The sequence below is a fragment of the Burkholderia mycopellens genome (assembly GCF_964265025.1).
Lineage (GTDB): Bacteria > Pseudomonadota > Gammaproteobacteria > Burkholderiales > Burkholderiaceae > Burkholderia.
Window position 1 is genome coordinate 1579792 of sequence record NZ_OZ183802.1, and the last position, 18789, is coordinate 1598580.

At 58.6% G+C, this 18789-nt stretch carries 16 protein-coding genes and 4 pseudogenes; 16 read left to right on the forward strand and 4 right to left on the reverse strand.

The features are described from left to right. Positions 1 to 32 precede the first annotated feature (32 nt). The 4 genes from ACPTTC_RS07395 to ACPTTC_RS07410 all read left to right on the forward strand — a co-directional run bounded on the left by ACPTTC_RS07395 (position 33) and on the right by ACPTTC_RS07410 (position 6019). Positions 33 to 848 carry a sulfotransferase family protein gene (locus ACPTTC_RS07395; protein WP_423392038.1) on the forward strand — a complete coding sequence of 272 codons (816 nt, stop codon included), beginning with the start codon at positions 33 to 35 and terminating at the stop codon, positions 846 to 848. Between the two features lie 67 nt (positions 849 to 915). Beyond that, a complete protein-coding gene (locus ACPTTC_RS07400; RefSeq protein ID WP_423392039.1) occupies positions 916 to 3045 on the forward strand; it encodes a type I secretion system permease/ATPase in 2130 nt (709 codons plus the stop codon). Between the two features lie 21 nt (positions 3046 to 3066). After that, complete coding sequence (locus tag ACPTTC_RS07405) at positions 3067 to 4497, forward strand: HlyD family type I secretion periplasmic adaptor subunit (protein ID WP_423392040.1); 1431 nt, start codon at positions 3067 to 3069, stop codon at positions 4495 to 4497. Continuing rightward, on the forward strand, positions 4487 to 6019 hold the full coding sequence (locus ACPTTC_RS07410; RefSeq protein WP_423392041.1) for a TolC family protein: 1533 nt from the start codon (positions 4487 to 4489) through the stop codon (positions 6017 to 6019). Before ACPTTC_RS07405 ends, ACPTTC_RS07410 begins: the two co-directional genes overlap by 11 nt. 175 nt (positions 6020 to 6194) lie before the next feature. On the opposite strand, the gene ACPTTC_RS07415 is transcribed toward ACPTTC_RS07410, so the two are convergent. Further along, positions 6195 to 6488 (reverse strand): hypothetical protein, encoded by a 294-nt coding sequence (locus ACPTTC_RS07415; RefSeq protein ID WP_423392042.1) that lies wholly within the window; start codon positions 6486 to 6488, stop codon positions 6195 to 6197. Between the two features lie 1252 nt (positions 6489 to 7740). On the opposite strand from ACPTTC_RS07415, the gene ACPTTC_RS07420 reads away from it, so the two are divergent. Then, the gene (locus ACPTTC_RS07420) at positions 7741 to 8361 is read left to right on the forward strand and encodes a Mu transposase C-terminal domain-containing protein (RefSeq protein WP_423393327.1); all 621 of its coding nucleotides are present in this window, start codon (positions 7741 to 7743) and stop codon (positions 8359 to 8361) included. Here ACPTTC_RS07420 and ACPTTC_RS07425 read toward each other — a convergent pair. Beyond that, positions 8348 to 8905: pseudogene (locus tag ACPTTC_RS07425) on the reverse strand (transposase); the annotation flags it as partial. The gene ACPTTC_RS07420 and the pseudogene ACPTTC_RS07425 overlap by 14 nt on opposite strands. Positions 8906 to 9060: 155 nt before the next feature. Beyond that, complete coding sequence (locus ACPTTC_RS07430; protein ID WP_423392043.1) at positions 9061 to 9999, reverse strand: LysR family transcriptional regulator; 939 nt, start codon at positions 9997 to 9999, stop codon at positions 9061 to 9063. Between the two features lie 139 nt (positions 10000 to 10138). On the opposite strand from ACPTTC_RS07430, the gene ACPTTC_RS07435 reads away from it, so the two are divergent. From ACPTTC_RS07435 to ACPTTC_RS07470, 8 genes and pseudogenes are all read left to right on the forward strand, one after another. Then, positions 10139 to 11251 carry a linear amide C-N hydrolase gene (locus ACPTTC_RS07435; RefSeq protein WP_423393328.1) on the forward strand — a complete coding sequence of 371 codons (1113 nt, stop codon included), beginning with the start codon at positions 10139 to 10141 and terminating at the stop codon, positions 11249 to 11251. Between the two features lie 348 nt (positions 11252 to 11599). Beyond that, positions 11600 to 11808, forward strand: a pseudogene (locus tag ACPTTC_RS07440) (IS66 family transposase); the annotation flags it as partial. A gap of 206 nt (positions 11809 to 12014) precedes the next feature. Further along, a pseudogene (locus tag ACPTTC_RS07445) lies at positions 12015 to 12281 on the forward strand (IS3 family transposase); the annotation flags it as partial. Positions 12282 to 12605: 324 nt separating this feature from the next. Then, complete coding sequence (locus ACPTTC_RS07450) at positions 12606 to 13883, forward strand: NAD(P)/FAD-dependent oxidoreductase (protein WP_423392044.1); 1278 nt, start codon at positions 12606 to 12608, stop codon at positions 13881 to 13883. A gap of 21 nt (positions 13884 to 13904) precedes the next feature. Then, on the forward strand, positions 13905 to 14084 hold the full coding sequence (locus tag ACPTTC_RS07455) for a hypothetical protein (protein ID WP_423392045.1): 180 nt from the start codon (positions 13905 to 13907) through the stop codon (positions 14082 to 14084). Positions 14085 to 15096: 1012 nt separating this feature from the next. Then, positions 15097 to 15690, forward strand: a complete 594-nt coding sequence (locus ACPTTC_RS07460) for a Mu transposase C-terminal domain-containing protein (RefSeq protein ID WP_423392046.1) — start codon at positions 15097 to 15099, stop codon at positions 15688 to 15690. 92 nt (positions 15691 to 15782) lie between these two features. Continuing rightward, positions 15783 to 16193 carry a transposase gene (locus ACPTTC_RS07465; protein ID WP_423392047.1) on the forward strand — a complete coding sequence of 137 codons (411 nt, stop codon included), beginning with the start codon at positions 15783 to 15785 and terminating at the stop codon, positions 16191 to 16193. A gap of 69 nt (positions 16194 to 16262) precedes the next feature. Further along, the gene (locus tag ACPTTC_RS07470) at positions 16263 to 16478 is read left to right on the forward strand and encodes a hypothetical protein (protein ID WP_423393379.1); all 216 of its coding nucleotides are present in this window, start codon (positions 16263 to 16265) and stop codon (positions 16476 to 16478) included. A 16-nt stretch (positions 16479 to 16494) separates the two neighbouring features. Here the strand turns inward: ACPTTC_RS07470 and ACPTTC_RS07475 are convergent. Continuing rightward, positions 16495 to 16608 (reverse strand): annotated as a pseudogene (locus tag ACPTTC_RS07475) (IS110 family transposase); the annotation flags it as partial. A gap of 201 nt (positions 16609 to 16809) precedes the next feature. Here ACPTTC_RS07475 and ACPTTC_RS07480 point away from each other — a divergent pair. The 3 genes from ACPTTC_RS07480 (at position 16810) to ACPTTC_RS07490 (ending at position 18663) form a co-directional block, all read left to right on the forward strand. Further along, positions 16810 to 17085, forward strand: a complete 276-nt coding sequence (locus tag ACPTTC_RS07480; protein WP_423392048.1) for a hypothetical protein — start codon at positions 16810 to 16812, stop codon at positions 17083 to 17085. Positions 17086 to 17108: 23 nt separating this feature from the next. Then, positions 17109 to 17330 carry a hypothetical protein gene (locus ACPTTC_RS07485; RefSeq protein WP_423392049.1) on the forward strand — a complete coding sequence of 74 codons (222 nt, stop codon included), beginning with the start codon at positions 17109 to 17111 and terminating at the stop codon, positions 17328 to 17330. A 134-nt stretch (positions 17331 to 17464) separates the two neighbouring features. Next, positions 17465 to 18663, forward strand: a protein-coding gene (locus ACPTTC_RS07490; protein WP_423392050.1) for an IS3 family transposase whose coding sequence is annotated in 2 segments (ribosomal slippage) — positions 17465 to 17765 and positions 17765 to 18663 — 1200 coding nt in all. Because the reading frame shifts where the segments join, the coding sequence is not laid out codon by codon here. Positions 18664 to 18789: the final 126 nt, after the last annotated feature.

Below are 18789 nucleotides of genomic sequence, written 5' to 3' on the forward strand. Positions count from 1 at the left end.
GATTACCGTCATAGAAAGGAGCAGGGCGTCGCATGGTTACCCGACTGCATTTGATATCCGGGCTTCCCCGCTCGGGATCGACGTTGCTGTGCGCGCTCCTGCGCCAGAACCCCGGCTTTTCAGCGGCGATGACGAGTCCTGTCGCGTCGCTATGCGGTGCGCTTCACAAGAAGATGTGCGGCGGTGAGTTCAGCGTGTTCTTCGATGACGAGAGGCGCGCCAGTATGTTGCGCGGCGTGTTCGATGCCTACTATGCCGCCGTACCCACCGGCAGTACCGTGTTCGATACCAACCGGACCTGGACGGGGCGTGCTGCGCTGCTGGGTGAGTTATATCCCGGAGCGCGCATCGTCTGCTGCGTACGAGAAGTCGGATGGATCATCGACAGCATCGAACGGATGCTCGCGAAGAATCCGCTTCAGCTTTCCCGCATGTTCAACTTTCAACCCGGTACCTCGGTGTATGCGCGCGCCGAGACCTTGATGAATTCAGAGAGCGGACTCATCGGCTTGGCCTGGACCACGCTGCGCGAGGCGTGGTTTGGCTCGGACGCCGCTCGCCTGATTCTCGTTCCCTACGAAAAACTGGTTCGGCAACCCGACGCAACGCTGCGGCGGCTATACGACGCACTCGGCGAGCCGTGGTATGCGCATGACCTGGACAACGTCGTCTATGACGAGCCCGACTATGACGCGCTGCTCGGCATGCCCGGTCTTCATAAGGTCCGGCAGAAAGTGGAATATCAGGAGCGAAAGCCGTGTATCCCACCGGATCTCTACGCGAAGTATGCAGGCGCGAGTTTCTGGACGAAGCCGGAGCTCAATACGCGCAACGTCATGATCGTCTGAAGTGCGGTTCGGCGCGTGCCGCAACTGCGTATCCACAGAAAAATCACTGTCCGACGAAATACTTCGCATGTTCGACGCCAAACAACACGCTGTCCCCGACAGCGATCCGGGGCTTGCCGCGCTCGTGCTGATCGCACGCTTTCACGGGATCGCGGCGGATGCAAGCCAATTGCGTCACGCAGCCGGATTCAAGTCGGCGGCATTTGATGATGGTGAGTTGACCCTGTCGGCCCGGTCGCTGGGTCTCAAGGCGCGAAAGGTAAAGATCTCGACCGGCCGACTGGCTCGTACGCCTTTTCCGGCTCTAGCGCTCGATCTGGAAGGTCGCCATTTTGTCGTGGCAGGTTGCAATGCAGAGCGCGCACTGATCCTGGACTCCGGTGCAAGTACCACCACCACCTGTTCACCGGACGAAGTCATTGCCCGCTGTGACGGCCGCATGCTGCTTTTCGCATCGCGTGCGTCGCTCGCAGGCGAGCTCGCACGTTTCGATTTCTCGTGGTTCATTCCCGCCGTCGTCAAGTACCGACGGCTGCTGCTCGAAGTGCTGCTGGTGTCCGCCGTATTGCAGTTGTTCGGGTTGGTATCGCCACTGATGTTCCAGGTTGTGATGGATAAGGTCCTGGTCAATCGGGCTTTCGATACGTTAAACGTAGTATGCATAGCGCTGCTTGTCAGCTCCCTATTCGAGGTGCTGCTGACGGGGCTGAGAAACTATGTGTTCTCGCATACGGCAAATCGGATCGATGTCGAACTCGGCGCACGGCTTTTCCGGCACCTGCTTGCATTGCCGCTTGCCTACTTCGGCGCGCGACGGGTCGGGGATACGGTTGCACGCGTGCGCGAGCTGGAAAATATCCGGAACTTCCTGACTGGTCAGGCGTTGACTGCGGTCATCGATTTGTCCTTTTCCTTCATCTTTCTGTCGGTCATGTGCTTTTACAGCGTCTGGTTGACGCTCGTCGTGGTGATTTCACTCCCCGCGTACGCGGCCGTCTCGATGACGCTGAATCCGGTGCTGCGTCGACGTCTCAACGAAAAGTTTGCACGTAGTGCCGACAACCAGGCATTCCTGGTCGAGACCGTCTCCAGTGCGGAAACGGTGAAATCGATGGCTGTCGAGCCGCAGTTCACGCGTCGATGGGACAACCAGCTCGCAGCCTATGTCGCGGCGGGCTTTCGGGTGAGCGAGCTCGGCAATATCGGCCAGCAGCTCATCCAGCTGATCGGCAAGCTCGTGACACTCGTCACGCTGTACCTTGGCGCGAAGCTGGTTATCGACGGCAGGCTGTCGGTCGGTCAGCTCATCGCGTTCAACATGATGTCGCAGCGCGTTGCCGCGCCGGTCTTGCGGCTTGCGCAACTATGGCAGGATTTTCAGCAGATCGGCATTTCGATGGGGCGGCTTGGCGATATTCTCAACAGCCGTACCGAACTCCCGCAAAGCCGCCAGGCGTTGCCGCCGGTCAAGGGAGATATCAGCTTTCAGAACATCCGTTTCCGGTACACGCCGGATGGCCCGACGATCCTCGACAATGTCTCGCTCGACATTCGTGCAGGCGAGGTGATCGGCATTGTTGGCCGCTCCGGATCGGGGAAGAGCACACTGACCAAGTTGCTGCAGCGGCTGTATGTTCCGGAGCATGGGCACGTGCGCATCGACGGAATCGACCTCGCGCTCGCCGATCCGGCATGGCTGCGGCGACAGATCGGTGTTGTGCTTCAGGAGAACCTGCTGTTCAATCGATCGATCCGCGACAACATTGCGATCACTGACTCGGGCATCCCGCTCGAGGCGGTCATTCGCGCGGCACGCCTCGCGGGTGCTCACGAATTCATTTCCGAAATGCCGGAGGGCTATGACACGCTCGTCGGCGAACACGGCTCCAATCTTTCCGGTGGTCAACGACAACGAATTGCCATTGCCCGTGCACTGGTGACCAACCCGCGCATTCTCATTTTCGACGAGGCGACGAGCGCACTCGACTTCGAAACCGAACGGATCATCCAGAACAACATGAGGGCGATGTGCGCGGGGCGTACTGTCATCATCATCGCGCACAGGCTCACATCCGTTCGACATGCGGATCATATCGTCGCGATGGACAAGGGAAGGATCGTCGAACGCGGCGGACACGAGCAACTGCTCGCGTTGGGTGGCTACTACTCCCACCTGATTTCGCTTCAGAACGGCTGATCCAACAGGCAGACACTGCATATGTCCTTGGTCAATTCGATAAGAATGCGGGCGTTCGGAGACTTGCTGCGACGCTACATTGCGGTCTTTCGGGCCGCCTGGTCGATCCGCCATCAACTCGACGGGCGGCCGCGTCTTTCACACGAGCGGGCCTTTTTGCCCGCCAACCTCGAGCTGGTGGAAACGCCGGTGCATCCGGCGCCGCAGTGGGCGATGCGGATCATCGTCGCGTTGGCTGGCCTCGTCACGCTCATTGCGTTGTTCGGCCAGCTCGACATCGTGGCCGTCGCGAAAGGGAAGTTGCTGCCTGGCGTGCGAGTGAAGGTCATTCAGCCGGCCATAACCGGTGTCGTTCGACAGATTTTCGTTCACGACGGGCAGCGGGTACACGCCGGGCAGTTGCTGATGCAACTAGATCCGACCCAGGCCGCGGCGGATTCCGACAAGGCCCGCTCGTCCCGGATCGAGGCGGCGCTCGCCGCAGGACGCTCGCGCTCGTTGCTGGACGCCCTGAGTTCGGGCCAGCCACCCAAGGTTGCACACGTCGATGGCGCATCGGACAGCGAGCTGCAGGATGCGCAACGTTATGCGGACGGACTCTATCGCGAGTATCGCGACAAGTTGAGCAGCGCGCAGGCCGAACTGCTCAAGAAGGAAGCCGAGCTCGACGAAACGCATCAGGAAATCGCCCGACTGGCCGCGACGGCGCCGCTCGCCCGCCAGCAGGCCAACCAGTATCAGTCCCTGGCAGAAGACAAGTACGTGGCGCGGACCGACTACCTGGACAAGGAGCAGGCCGCACTCGAGAAAGAGCATGAGCTTGCCGCGCAGAAAAGTCATGCACATGAGCTGATCGAAGGGATTGCGGAGCAGCGGGCAGACATTGCTTCGACGACGTCGCAATTTCGAAGCGGTCAGCTCGATACGCTGGACAAGGCGACTCAGCAACTCGAGCAGAGCCGGAACGACGAGACGAAAGCGGATACGCGCCAGAAGCTGATGAGCCTGACTTCTCCCGTGGACGGCACGGTCCAGCAGCTGGCCATTCATACGCTCGGCGGTGTCGCTACCGCTGCCCAGTCGGTGATGGAAATCGTGCCCGACGATTCGGTCGAGGTTGAAGCGAACATTGAAAACAAGGACATCGGGTTCGTGAAAGCCGGCCAGACGGCGACCGTGAAGATCGAGGCGTTTCCCTATACGCGCTATGGCTATCTGACCGGCAAGGTCGTCTCGGTTTCCAACGACGCGGTACCGGACAAAAAGCTCGGCCTAACGTTTGTCGCACATGTTCGCCTGCCGACGAACCGGATTCTCGCTAACGATCAATGGATCAATCTGACACCCGGCATGGAGGTGACAACCGAGATCAAGACAGGAAAGCGCAGTGTTGCGCACTATTTTCTTGATCCGGTGATGCAGACCGGCCAGGAGAGTCTGCGTGAACGTTGAGCACAAGCGAGATACCCGCGAATCCATGCGGCGAATGCAAGCGCAGTTGATCGGGCTGACGCGGACCTTCCTCACGGGCTTGCTCGTACTGTCGTCGATCGGTTGTGTATCGGATTCCGTCTGGGCGTTCGATCCACTGCGTACCGGTGGGGTTGTGTCGTCGACACCTTCCGGCACGATGCTCGACAACGACGCCGCGAATGTCTGTGTATTCGGCCCGCTGCCTCGTCCCTTGCCGCTGCAGAATGCCATCGAACGCGGCCTCTGCAACAATCCGACGACACGCGAAGCGTGGGCCCAGGTCAAGATACAGGCGGCAGGTGTCGGCATCGGCCGCGCCGCTTATTTGCCTACGGTATCTGCAACGTGGCAAGGTGTGCGCGATGAAACGGTGACAAACATCACTGGGCTGCCGCAGTACAGTTCTGTTTACCGGAATAGCGCACTCAGAACCGATAGCGTTTCGTTGAGTTGGGTGCTCTACGATTTCGGTGGCCGCTCGGCGGCGCTGAAAAACGCTACGGCTTTGCTGGCGGTGGCGCAGGCGAACCAACAGGCCGCACTCGAAACCGCTTTCGCGAGCGTGGCCAAGGACTACTATGCGGCGCAGGCGGCACAAGGCGCGTTCGCCGCGGCCGACGAGATCGAGCAAACGGCCAACGGCAGCTTCAAGGCGGCAACGGTTCGAGTGGACAAAGGCATCTCGCCGATCAGCGACGAGTTGCAGGCTCAGACGTCGTGGGCCGAAGCCGTCGTCGAGCGTACCAAAGCGTTGGGCGCATGGCAGACTGCACTGGGTTCACTCGCGTCGGATATGGACCTTGATCCTGACGTACAGATCACGCTACCGGACGTCGGGGACGGTGTAGCACCCGATGGGGAATTCAATGAAACCGTTGCGGATCTTATCCGGGAAGCGAAGCGATCGCATCCCAGTGTATTGGCTGCCCAGGAGCAAGTAGCGGCCGCCGTCGCCAAGGTTTCTCAAACCCGCGCCGCCGGGCTACCCAGTTTGAGCCTTGTTGCCAAATATAGTGAGAATAACGAACCGACGACGCTCCAAATTGGCGTACCTCAGTTTCCAACCACGGGACATGAATGGTATTTGGGGTTCCAGTTGACGATACCGATCTTCGAGGGATTCGGGCGGACATACCAGATTCGGCAGGATGAAGCACGAGTCGAATTCCAGCGAGATACGCTCGACGAGGTACAGCAGCAGGTTGGCCTGGATGTATGGACAAGTTACCAGGCTTTGCAAACAGCAACGCATAACATCGGTAACAGTGCGACGCTACTTGATGTCGCTCGCCGTTCCTACACGGCAGCGCAACACCGGTATCAGGGTGGTGTCGGGAATATCCTTGAACTGCTCAGCGCCCAATCATCGATGGCAACCGCCAAGCGGCAGCGCATCCAGGCGTTGACCGACTGGCGCTCCGCACGATTACAACTGGCGGCGAAGCTCGGAAAACTGGGGATGTGGAGTCTTGCGGACTATTCTACGGATAGCTTGAAGTAGTCAGGGAAAGCGCAGTTTTACTCGGCGGCATATGACAAGCAGGCGTCCAATCTTGACAGTGGTCCGCTTTGCATGGCCGAGAAATGGATGGTCATCCATGAGGGAATGAGCGGGCGCACCACCAGGGTGTGCGTGCATGAACATCGCCGATCGGGCGTTCGGCGATGTTCATCGATTAGCGAGTGGTTCGAAAGGCTTTGCGCATCTCTTCCGCGAAGAGAATGGGCTGTTCGAAGGCCGCGAAGTGGCCACCCTTGTCGACCTCGTTCCAGTAAAAGAGGTTCGGCCAGTGGGTCTCGGCCCAGGATTTCGGCGCACGGTAGATCTCTTTAGGGAAGATGGTCGCCGCCATCGGGAGCTCGATACGGCCGGCGTCGAAGCCGCCGCCACTGCGGGTGTTCTCCCAATAGATGCGTGCCGAGGAGGCAGCCGTATCGGTGAACCAGTAAAGTGAGATGTTGTCGAGCATCTCATCCACCGTTAGCACATCTTCCGGCTCGCCATGATTGTCTGTCTAGGCCCGAAACTTCTCCGGGTCGCCCCCGCGAACGAACAGGCCGTGCCGAATCGGATCGTCCGGACGGGAAAGTTCGGTCGAGGCCTTGGAAACCAGCACATCGATGCAGCTGTAAGTGTTCAGTATTAACGCTAGCCGTGTCCAGTAACGTTGCTAGCAGAAATTTGCGGAAAGGCCCCGGATTTAAAGGCTTTTTATAAAGTTTCTTACGGGTGAATAGCTGTTGCATTCCTACAACAAAATCCGTGCCGATGTTCACTAACGTTGCTAGCACGTTGCACGTGTTCTTTAATAGTGCTACCGCACGTGTCGCGTGGATTGATAGGGATCCATATGGCTTCGATCGAAGAGCGGGCCGCTCGAGCAGCGAAGATTGCGTCCGTGCTTCGACCGCTTGGCAACGGTGTGCTTTCCCGACAGCAGGCTGAACGAGCAGCACAGCTATTAGGCGTTCACTGCACCACCGTATATCGCCTGCGTCGACGTTTCCTCGCAGATCCGGTCGCCAGTACATTAGAGCCAAGGCAGCCGGGTAGGGCGACCGGGGGCAGACTGGACGCCGCCGTCGAATGCGTCATCGACGAGGCCGTGCACGAATGGCTCCCCGATCAGCGGCACCTTGCGCATCCTGCAACTGATCTTGTACTTGAGGTGAAACGTCGCTGCAGCGTTGCAGGTCTATCGCCTCCGAGCAGATCAACAATAGCTCGACGGTGGCTCTCCTATCGCGAGCAGGATGCTTTGGCACGAGCGGCCCTCCCGAACGCTGCAGTTGCCCCTGGCACATTCCAGGTCCGGCATCCATTAGATATCGTGCGGGTTGATCACACGCAAGCGGACATCCTGCGCGTTAGCGAACTGGACGGACAGATTATCGGTCGACCGTGGCTGTCTGTGGCTCTCGACGTTGCTACGAGATGTGTGCTTGGCTTTTATGTCGCAATGGAGAGGCCGGGGGCTGCCACGGTAAGCTTGCTCCTCTCGCGCGTAGTTCTACGGAAAGAGCCGTGGCTCGAAAGACTAGGCGTTGAGGCTGACTGGCCGATGCGCGGTATCCCTCGGACGCTGCATCTTGATAAACGCGGCCGAATTCTAAAGCCGTGCCCTTCGCAGTGGATGCCGCGAGTACGGCATTGAGCTGATGTACCGACCGGTGGGCAAACCGCACTTTGGTGGCCACATCGAGCGGCTGAACAGGACCTTGATGGAGCGCGTGCGTGGCCTCCCTGGTTCGACTGGATCGTCAGTCAAAGGGCGCAAGGCGCGCCAGGCCGAAAAGACAGCTTCACTTACGTTGAAGCAGTTCGAGCAGTGGCTGGCTGTCGAGATCGGCAGGCGTTATCACTGCAGCCTCCACTGCGGTTTGTTGGGACTTCAGCCCGCGCAAAAGTGGCAGGAAACATGGCGAGCAGCGGATTCACGATGCTTGCCAACTCAACCGGATGCCGAACTGAAGTTTCTGATCCGGTTCCTGCCAGTCGCATCCAGGACCATTCAGCGGGACGGCCTCAAGCTCTTCCTGATCCGCTATTGGCATCCCTTGTTCGCCGCATGGCGGGAAACACGCCGGTCCGTGACGATCCGCTATCACCCAGAAGATCTCTCGCGCATCTTCGTAAGCGCTGGCAGAGGCAGTTTCGTTGAAGTGCGATACGCGGACTTGCGTCGGCCTCCCATCTCGCTGTTCGAACAGCGGGCAGGTTTGCGAACTATCCGGGCTAGGGGACAACGGGCAGTATCGGAGAAGGAGATATTCGAGACTGTTGAGCAGCAGCGACAACTGGTCGTCAGTTCTGCGTGGACATCAACACTTCGCGGATCTTGACCCGCAGCGCGTCGAAGAACACGACCGGGTACATGGGTTCGAGCGGCCGGGCTTGCCAGGCGGTTACTTCGGCCATCACTTCGTCGGTCACTGAACTGATGAAGTCCGGGGAGACCTCTGTGCCGTACTGCTCCAGCAGGAAACCTTGAATCTCGCGGACCGTCATGTCGCGCGCATACATGGCGACGATCTTGTCGTCGAAGCCGGTGAAGCGCCGTTCATGCTTGGGGATCAATATCGGCTCGAAGCTGCCATCACGGTCGCGGGGCACCTCGATGCGGATTGGGCCGTCTTCGGTCAGAACCGTCTTGGCACCACGGCCATTGCGCTGGTTCGTGGCGTTGGCCGGCTTGGCGGCACCCGGCGGATAGCCGAGATGGTGGTTCATCTCGCCGCCCAGGGCGCGCTCGATCAGTGCTTTCTTGAGCGCCATCGTGGCCGCGTTGATGGCTTCAGCCGTCATCGGGCCATTGCCAAACTGTTCAAGCAGCTCGGCGGGAATTGCCGGCAGGTCTACCGGCTTGGCTTTCGGTTTGCGAGGCATAGTCACTCCTTGGCGACATGTTATGCCTCAAACACGAAATTCCTGACAGGCCCCATCCGGGATGCGTGTTATGCAGAGCATCCTTAGACCCGTGAATTTCATTCGCATTAATACGTAAAGCAGTTCTCGGGAGGTTCGCCCTTTGACGCGCTTCTTCACTTCGCCGCCACCGGCGGCCGCCGCTCGCTGCAGCCGTCCAAGATGAACTGCATCGCCATGTGAGCGGAAGGGGAACAGGTACGCCCCGCGAGCCGCACGAGGCCGCAGCCGATCATCCCGACAGGTTCGATTGTGGGTGACAACAGCATACCGATATCCACGATTTGCCCCGTTTTCAGTTCCTCATCCAGCCAGTGGTGCCACGACCATAACAGCGTATCGGTGCCGAGCACGACATCGCGCAACAAATCGAAGCTGCTGCAAGCTAGTGAAAGGGGGCGCTTTGCTCGATGGTCCGGTACGCGCATCGCACGCAGGCGAGGCAGAAATTCACCGGACATCTGTACGGCCGCCCATGGGTAATCCAGTAGAGCCTGAGCCGCTATCACCTTCTGGCCAGCAAGTAGCGGATGGTCCGCGCGACAGAATACCGACGCCTTTGTCGCCGCGAGAGGCGTGATTATGAGGTTCGGGTCGTTTGAGAGCACGTCAGTGAAGGACACAAAAAACTCGATCCGCTCTTCAACAAGCTGTTCTCGCAAGCGTCCCCAGCTAGCAACCTCAACGTTCAGGTGCAGCCCGGGATACTGTCGGCGCAATTCAACGATACGGCACCGCAACGTGGCGTCCATCGCCATCGGACTCACGCCAAACGACAGGTCGCCGACCTCTATCAGTGTGGTCAGACTCATGTCGTGTGCGATGTCGTTCGCGTCGGCCAAGAGCTTTTTGCCACGCGACACGAATCGCTTGCCGACCAGCGTCAGCCTGACCGAACGAGTGTCGCGATCAAACAACTTGTAACCGAGTTCAGTCTCGAATGCCTGAATACTTCGGCTGAATGCCGTCTGTGACAAATTCGCGCGCTCAGCAGCCCTTGAGAAGTTCAACTCCTCCGCCAGAAAAAGAACGTGTTCAAGACGTTTGAAGTCCATGCCTAAAGCCCACTATTGCGCATTTTGCATAGATGATAACTAAATTGTGCATTGGACGCAGCATGAAATTTGGTGAATGATTCCATTGACGCTTACCCATCGAATCTAAATTGCAAATCAGGAAACGACCTTGAGCAACATGCTTATACGGAAATTTCGCTTTCGCAGTGTGGTGTCCAGCGTAGTTCTCGCAACCACACTGGCCGGCGTGGCGATGCAGCCTTCCGAGGCGTGTACCGACGTAAATATCGTCGCGCAGGATGGTTCCGTGTTGAGCGCACGCAGCATGGAATTCGGCATGCCGATGAAATCGCGCTTGGTGATTCGCCCAAGGGCGATGCACTTCACATCCGCTGCGCCGGACGGAAAAAAAGGCATCACGTGGGCGGGTAAGTACGGTTATGCCTACCTTGATGCGCTCAATCAGGATGTGGTTGTGGACGGTATGAATGAAACCGGTCTCAGTGTAGGTGCACTCTACCTGCCAGGCTTCGCGGCATATGAAACGATTGATCCGACACAGGACAAGACCGCGTTGTCGAATCTCCAGATCGGCGCATGGATTCTTTCGCGATTCGCATCGGTAGACGAGCTGAAAGCGGCGCTGCCGGATATTCACGTGTGGGGGGAACCGGTTCACATCTTTGGCGACCATTACGTGCCGCTTCATTACGTTGTTCACGACGCGGCCGGCAAGAGTCTGATCCTTGAATGGGTTGATGGCAAGCTGAAGACCTACGACGATGCGGTCGGTGTAATGACGAATTCGCCTCCGTACGACTGGCAGATGGCGAACCTTCGCAACTACGTGAATCTGTCCGCGACCAATGCGTCGCCGCTTAAAATTCGTGGGCTGTCCGTGCGTGGCACTGGCGAGGGCTCCGGGCTGCTTGGGTTGCCGGGGGATCCGACTCCACCCTCACGCCTAGTTCAGACGGTCTTTGCGCTGAATCTTGCGACACAGCCGAAAGACATTGCGGGTTCACTCGTGCTGGCACAGAAACTGATGGACCGGGTAGATATCCCGATGGGCATGGTCCGCGATCAGAAAGCGCAAGGTGACTGGACACAATGGAACGTCTTCTACGATCACCAGAACAGGCGCTTTTACTACCGCACTTACCGCGATTCAACGCTGAGGATGCTCGACCTTAGGAAAGTCGACTTTGACCAGCCCGCAAAACGTATGCCGATTGGCGATGGCAAGCCCGTTATCAAAGAAATTGTCGCCGCTAAAATTCCTGTTCTCTGAGCGTGGAAGAAAACTGCTGTGCTGAAATAGCACAGCAGCAGATACATCGAACGAAGGGAAATCTGGCGACAGTGTGAAAGCAGTAATCTCGACAGCGATCGCCACTTGCAGCGGCAGTCGGGGCATTCGCTCCGGACGGGGCTGACGCACGATCGTCCACCACGTTCTATGGGCGGATTACCGGCAGCATTTTCCAGCAGAGAAACGAATTGTGCACTGACGTACGGTCAACCGGTCGCGCTGGACATTGGCGCAGCCTTGCGCCACGCGGGGTTTGCCACCGATCGGCAATCCCGCTTGCTTGCTGCCGCGACGGTCGATGGCGAAGCACACAACTTCAGCTACTCAGTGAAAACCGATCTCGCCATATTGCCGCAGGCCGTCAAAGCCTATTCCACGAGCTAGAAGCGGGTCCCGACGAGCGCGCTGCCAGGATTGGCGAGCTCACCAAGCGCCTGGATGCACTGGAAGAGCAATATCGTCTCGCAAAGGCCAGGCAGCACGCACCAAAGAGCGAGAAGCGGCGGGACCGCGTGTTCAACGAGGGCGAAGGAGCAAACCTTTCCCGTTGCGCAACAACCCTCAGAGAACTTGGTCAGCGCTGTCGGCCACCGCTTGCAACCATGTCAGAGTGCAATGGGCCGTGCAGCGCTTCTGATTGAGCCCGGCATATCGCGTGGCGAGAAGACACCGGCCGAAGCTCTGGACGAGCACCTAAAATCTGTTCAACAATCTCGTGTTGCGACGACCGGTTGAATCCGCCCAATACAGGATGCCCGAATACCGCAGGCTGCTTGACGCACATGCCACGAAGCAAAGCATGTCGCGCAAAGGCAATTGCCTCGACAACGCCGCGATGGAGAGCTTCTTCGGCACGTTGAAGTGCGAGCTTTACTACTTGGAGAAATTCCGCAGCGTAGAAGAGCTGCAAGCAGGCATCGATAAGTACATCCGGTACTACAATCATGATCGCATCAAGCTGAAGCTCGAGGGTCTTAGCCCAGTCGAGTACCGACTTCGATTCGCGTGAGATTCGTTTGATCCACCGTCCAACTTCTGGGGTTCAGTTCAAAAATAGGTGGACACCTATGCTCCTCGCTCAGAGCGCCGTCGGGTAGACGCCGATAATGGATCGCTTGCGTTTAATGATGAGGTACCAATTGAGCTTTGAATATTGGCGATAGCAACAGGAGTTTTGGTGATTTTCTACAATCCCAATCGCGAAGGACCTGCCCTATGATCAGGCTTTCACTGGCGGCTCATGTCAACTGGCGTCGCCCCATTTCAGAGACAAACATCAAACGTGATCGGTCGGCCGCGTTGCTCAGTTCCCCAGCCGTTGGAGACGAACAGAATGGAACGAAGGGTTGTAATCGTAGGTGGCGGAGCCGGCGGCGTGGAACTTGCCTCCACACTGGGGCGCCGATCGCGTCGGCTAAACATGCAGGTATCACTGGTCGATTGTGCTTCGCGACATCTCTGGAAGCCACGACTGCATGAGGTGGCTGTCGGTCTTCGCGGCGACGGTGATGCAGTCCCCTACCTCGCGCTCGCGCAAGCCAACGGCTTCCGCTTCAATCTCGGCGCACTGACCGGGATGGATGCAAAGGCCCAAACCATTTCCCTCGGACCTGTCGCGACGTCACAGGGTGACACGCTTCTCAGTGAGCGCGTGTTGCAGTACGACACCCTGGTCCTCGCTTTTGGTTCCGACGTCAATGACTTCGGCACACCGGGTGTCCGCGAGTATTGCCTCATGCTTGATGACAGTGAGCGCGCCCTGGGGTTCCAGAGGCAGTTGCTGGAAGCGGCCGTGCTCGTCTCCCAGGGCACAGTCGAGCGCCTGCGCATAGGCATCGTTGGTGCCGGTGCGACCGGAGTCGAACTGGCCGCGGAACTCTGTCATTCGATTAGCGCCATGCATCGCTCCGGTGGTCTGATGCTCACCGACAAGTTTGATATCACACTGATTGACATGGCTCCGCGCGTTCTCGCGAACAGCGCCCCTGCTGTATCCGGTTTTGCAGCGCACGCCTTGCAACGACTTGGCGTAACGCTACGGCTGAACTCGGGTGTGGCAATGGTGACAGCGAACGGCTTCGTGCTGAAGGGGGGCGACGTCGTTCCCTGCGACCTGAAGATATGGGCATCTGGTGTCATCGGGCGCCCCGTGGCCGCCAACCTCAATCTCACGCTGGATCGTTCACGTCGTATCGTCTGCGACCAGTTCCTGCGCTGCACGGGAGCTGAAAACATCTATGCGTTGGGCGATTGCGCCTCTGTCTCTGATCCCGCAACCAATCGCCCGCTGCCGACAACGGCCCAGGTCGCACACCAACAGGCGGCCTATCTGCTCAAGTCGCTTTCGCTGAAACCCGCCGACATGCCGTCAAAACCCTATCAATACCGGGATCGCGGCTCTCTTGTATCCCTCGGTACGGAGCCAACGACGGGAGAGGTCCCAATCCACAAGCAGAAAGCGTGGACGTTCAACGGGATATTTGCGAAATTCGCGTACGTGTCTCTTCAGATCATGCATCGCGCCACGCTACTTGGCTGGCCCCGGGCGGTAACCCTGATGCTCGCCGATTGCCTGCGACGGACTGTCGCTCCGCCTGTAAAGCTTCACTAGGGAAACACTGGTTAATTCAGCTTGGCAGTCATCGCAGACGGCGCCGAGGATGTTGTAAAAAGAGGCTTGCGGAACGGTGCCACGATCATGAAGCGGAAGAGGCAGATCGGTTTTGCAGAAGCAGCAACCCTGGGGCAAGAGGCGCGTGACGAAACGGCGGCGCTTCCTGACAGAGATGAAGATGTAAGTGTTCAGTATTAACGCTAGCCGTGTCCAGTAACATTGCTAGCGGAAATTTGCGGAAAGGCCCCGGATTTAAAGGCTTTTTATAAAGTTTCTTACGGGTGAATAGCTGTTGCATTCCTACAACAAAATCCGTGCCGATGTTCACTAACGTTGCTAGCACGTTGCACGTGTTCTTTAATAGTGCTACCGCACGTGTCGCGTGGATTGATAGGGATCCATATGGCTTCGATCGAAGAGCGGGCCGCTCGAGCAGCGAAGATTGCGTCCGTGCTTCGACCGCTTGGCAACGGTGTGCTTTCCCGACAGCAGGCTGAACGAGCAGCACAGCTATTAGGCGTTCACTGCACCACCGTATATCGCCTGCGTCGACGTTTCCTCGCAGATCCGGTCGCCAGTACATTAGAGCCAAGGCAGCCGGGTAGGGCGACCGGGGGCAGACTGGACGCCGCCGTCGAATGCGTCATCGACGAGGCCGTGCACGAATGGCTCCCCGATCAGCGGCACCTTGCGCATCCTGCAACTGATCTTGTACTTGAGGTGAAACGTCGCTGCAGCGTTGCAGGTCTATCGCCTCCGAGCAGATCAACAATAGCTCGACGGTGGCTCTCCTATCGCGAGCAGGATGCTTTGGCACGAGCGGCCCTCCCGAACGCTGCAGTTGCCCCTGGCACATTCCAGGTCCGGCATCCATTAGATATCGTGCGGGTTGATCACACGCAAGCGGACATCCTGCGCGTTAGCGAACTGGACGGACAGATTATCGGTCGACCGTGGCTGTCTGTGGCTCTCGACGTTGCTACGAGATGTGTGCTTGGCTTTTATGTCGCAATGGAGAGGCCGGGGGCTGCCACGGTAAGCTTGCTCCTCTCGCGCGTAGTTCTACGGAAAGAGCCGTGGCTCGAAAGACTAGGCGTTGAGGCTGACTGGCCGATGCGCGGTATCCCTCGGACGCTGCATCTTGATAAACGCGGCCGAATTCTAAAGCCGTGCCCTTCGCAGTGGATGCCGCGAGTACGGCATTGAGCTGATGTACCGACCGGTGGGCAAACCGCACTTTGGTGGCCACATCGAGCGGCTGAACAGGACCTTGATGGAGCGCGTGCGTGGCCTCCCTGGTTCGACTGGATCGTCAGTCAAAGGGCGCAAGGCGCGCCAGGCCGAAAAGACAGCTTCACTTACGTTGAAGCAGTTCGAGCAGTGGCTGGCTGTCGAGATCGGCAGGCGTTATCACTGCAGCCTCCACTGCGGTTTGTTGGGACTTCAGCCCGCGCAAAAGTGGCAGGAAACATGGCGAGCAGCGGATTCACGATGCTTGCCAACTCAACCGGATGCCGAACTGAAGTTTCTGATCCGGTTCCTGCCAGTCGCATCCAGGACCATTCAGCGGGACGGCCTCAAGCTCTTCCTGATCCGCTATTGGCATCCCTTGTTCGCCGCATGGCGGGAAACACGCCGGTCCGTGACGATCCGCTATCACCCAGAAGATCTCTCGCGCATCTTCGTAAGCGCTGGCAGAGGCAGTTTCGTTGAAGTGCGATACGCGGACTTGCGTCGGCCTCCCATCTCGCTGTTCGAACAGCGGGCAACCAAACTGATTCATGGGAATGCGCGAACTCGCTGACAACTAGCGTCGCGCCGATGGCGCAGGTGAATCAAGTGGTCATACGGAGGCTGAACTGAACCCCGAAGGTTGGACTCCGACCTGAAGGGACTATGGGAAAATACACGGACCAAGCCAAGCTGGCGGCCGTCAGAGATTACTGCTCCGGCGAGTCCGGCCTAAAAGCTGTTGCACAACGGCATGGCGTCGATGTTTCATCGCTGCGGCAATGGATTGCCGGCTATCGGGCTCATGGCGAGGAAGGCGTGCGGACAAAGAAGCGGGCCCCCACGAATTTCAGCGCTGAATTCAAACTTTCGGTACTGAAGCGGATGCACGAGGAAGGCTTGTCGCAGCGACAAACTGCAGCTCTGTTCAATATCCGCCGCTTCAACGTGATCGGCGAGTGGGAAGATAAATTCAATTTATCTTGCTGGTACGTTCATTCCGACGCCAGCATCCCGTCGAATACCGTTGCCCGTGTGAGGTGGTGGGAGTGCCAGGTGCTTATTGCATGGTTATAGCTATTGGCAATTGAACGATGGTTGAAAAGGGCGACAACCTGCCCGAACACCAGGCAGCATAGAAAGACGATGCAGATCCTCCAGGCTTTATGTGCGCGAACGCGACCGTTCAATCCGAAAGCCGCGATGATCAGCGTGATCGGTATGGTGACGGCAAGCGCCAAGCAAAGCAGGATCGTCGGGTCCGATATCCCGTACAACATCATTATCGCGTCTCCGTTTGATTTAACTCTTCTTGACGAGGCCACAGGCACTGCAATTGTACGTCCCGTCGCGAACTCTTAGATCCGCTTATATGGACCAACTGATCACGCGAGACGCGAGGTTTGATCGGCGCGGCCGTGCCGGTCGCGTCGACACCGTGGGAGGCAGAAATGTTCTTGCGGAGATCGATTCCTACGGTAGATATAATCACGATTTCCCCCTCCAGTTGGTGTTGATGACCGTTGAAAACTTATCGGTCTGGTGCTGCCTTGGAGACCGTCGACACTGACGTTTTTCATCGCCACACTTTCTCAACGCCACGGTTTTACTTTTCGTCATCAACAAGACCGATCTTTCGTTCGCAGTGGTAGGAAGTAAAGTTGCCTACGCGGGCAGGTCAGGGCACGGACTCATGGCGTGTTCATTCGGGTCCGATGCACAACATTACTTCGCGGGACGGCTGGTGCAATGGGCCGTCGAACAGCTGCTCGTGACGCTGCTGGATCTGACCGAGCCGGAACGCCGGCGGCTGGACGAGCTCTCGCCGTACGCGTTCCGTCATACGTTCGGCATGCAGTCGGTGGTCGCCAACGTGCCGCTCGACGTCGTGCAGGCACTGCTCGGCCAGCCGACCGGCGCCGCGCCTGCGTGCATTCGCTGCGCCACACGTTCGCGAACCACGGCCTAGACGCCGGCGCCGAGATCCGCGACATGGGGGAGTTGCTCTGCCCGGCGAGCCTGCGCACTACCACGCACTACATCAAGGCGGACGCGGTGCGGCAGGTCCAGTCGGTCGAGACGTTTTTCAACGCGGCGATCACGACCCCGTCGTCCGCGGCCCGCGTTGCGACGAGCTTGGTGTCGCACACAGTTGACGCGGAACTCGCCGGCGGGGTGCCGAGGGTTTGGTCTCAGCCACCGGTGGTCGATTGACTCGCGATAAGCTTCGCGCCACAGGCCAACTCGTCGCCGTCGCACGCGGCGGTCTGACCGTCGAAACGACCACGACCCGATTGACCCTGTCTCGATTCCACGTACAGCAAGAAGTTTGATAACTTTTTGACTGTATGGAGAACAGAATGGCAGAGAACGTGGTGCCGAGAAGGCAATACACGCAGGAATTCAAGGTGGAGGCGGTGCGCTTGTCGGAGAGCGTCGGTCAGCATGAGGCCGCTCGCAGGCTGGGTGTACCGGTGGCGACACTGGGCAACTGGTGCCGAGACCAGCGCAAAGGCAATGCTGAAGCGGCGACGGGGCCGTTACCCAGCACGCCGAGCTCCAGTCGTCGACCGGTCAGCGATCTGGAGGCCGAGGTCAGTAGGTTGCGCAAGGAGTTGGCCAGCGCGAAGCTCGACATCGATATCCTCCGAAAGGCAACGGCGTACTTCGCGAAGGGGTCGCGGTGAGGTACGCCTGGATCGACGCACACCGCGACCAGTACAGCGTGAGCCGGCTGTGCCGGGTGTTGGCCGTCTCGCGCAGCGGGTATTGCCAGTGGCGGGCTCGCCCGCCCAGCGTCAGGGCGCAGGCCAACCAGGCGCTGGATGCCGAAGTGGCGGCCATCTACCGGGCCAGTCGCGGCAGCTATGGCCGTCTTCGCATCGTGCGGCAATTGCGTGCTCAGGGCCGGCCGGCGAGCGCTGAGCGCGTGCGACGCAGCCTGCAACGTCAGGGGCTGCGCCCGGTCTACAAGCGCCCGTATCGAGTTACCACGGATTCGACGCATCATCTGCCGGTGGCGCCGAATCTGCTGGATCGGCGCTTCGATGGCTGGCAGCTGAACCAAGCGTGGGTGAGTGACATCACGTTCATCGCCACTGACGAAGGCTGGCTGTTTCTTGCGGCGATCCTCGATCTGGCAAGCCGGCGTATCGTCGGCGGGTCGATGTCGGAGCGAATCAACGCGGATCTGGTCTGCCAAGCATTACGCAGTGCGTACTGGCAACGCAAACCCGGGCCCGGATTACTGCTGCATTCGGATAGGGGCAGTCAATATGCCAGTTGGGCGTATCGCGATCTGGCCGCCGAATTCGGCATGATGGTCTCGATGAGCCGGCGTGCAAACGCGTGGGACAACGCGCCGATGGAGAGCTTCTTTAAAACCCTGAAGGTGGAGCGCATTTACCAAACGCGCTACGAGACCCGCGCTCAGGCTCGCCTGGACATCGTCGACTGGATCGAAGGCTATTACAATCGACAGCGCATGCACACGTCGATCGACTACTGCACTCCCGTCGAATACGAAACGCTACGCGCTGCTGCATGACATGCTGTACGTGAAAACGAGGCAGGGTCAATCAACGAAATCTGGAGCATGGATTTCTCTATGGTCCACCCGCAAACCGCAAGCGCAGACTGGTGGCGATAGACGACTCGCGTTTATCTATCCGGC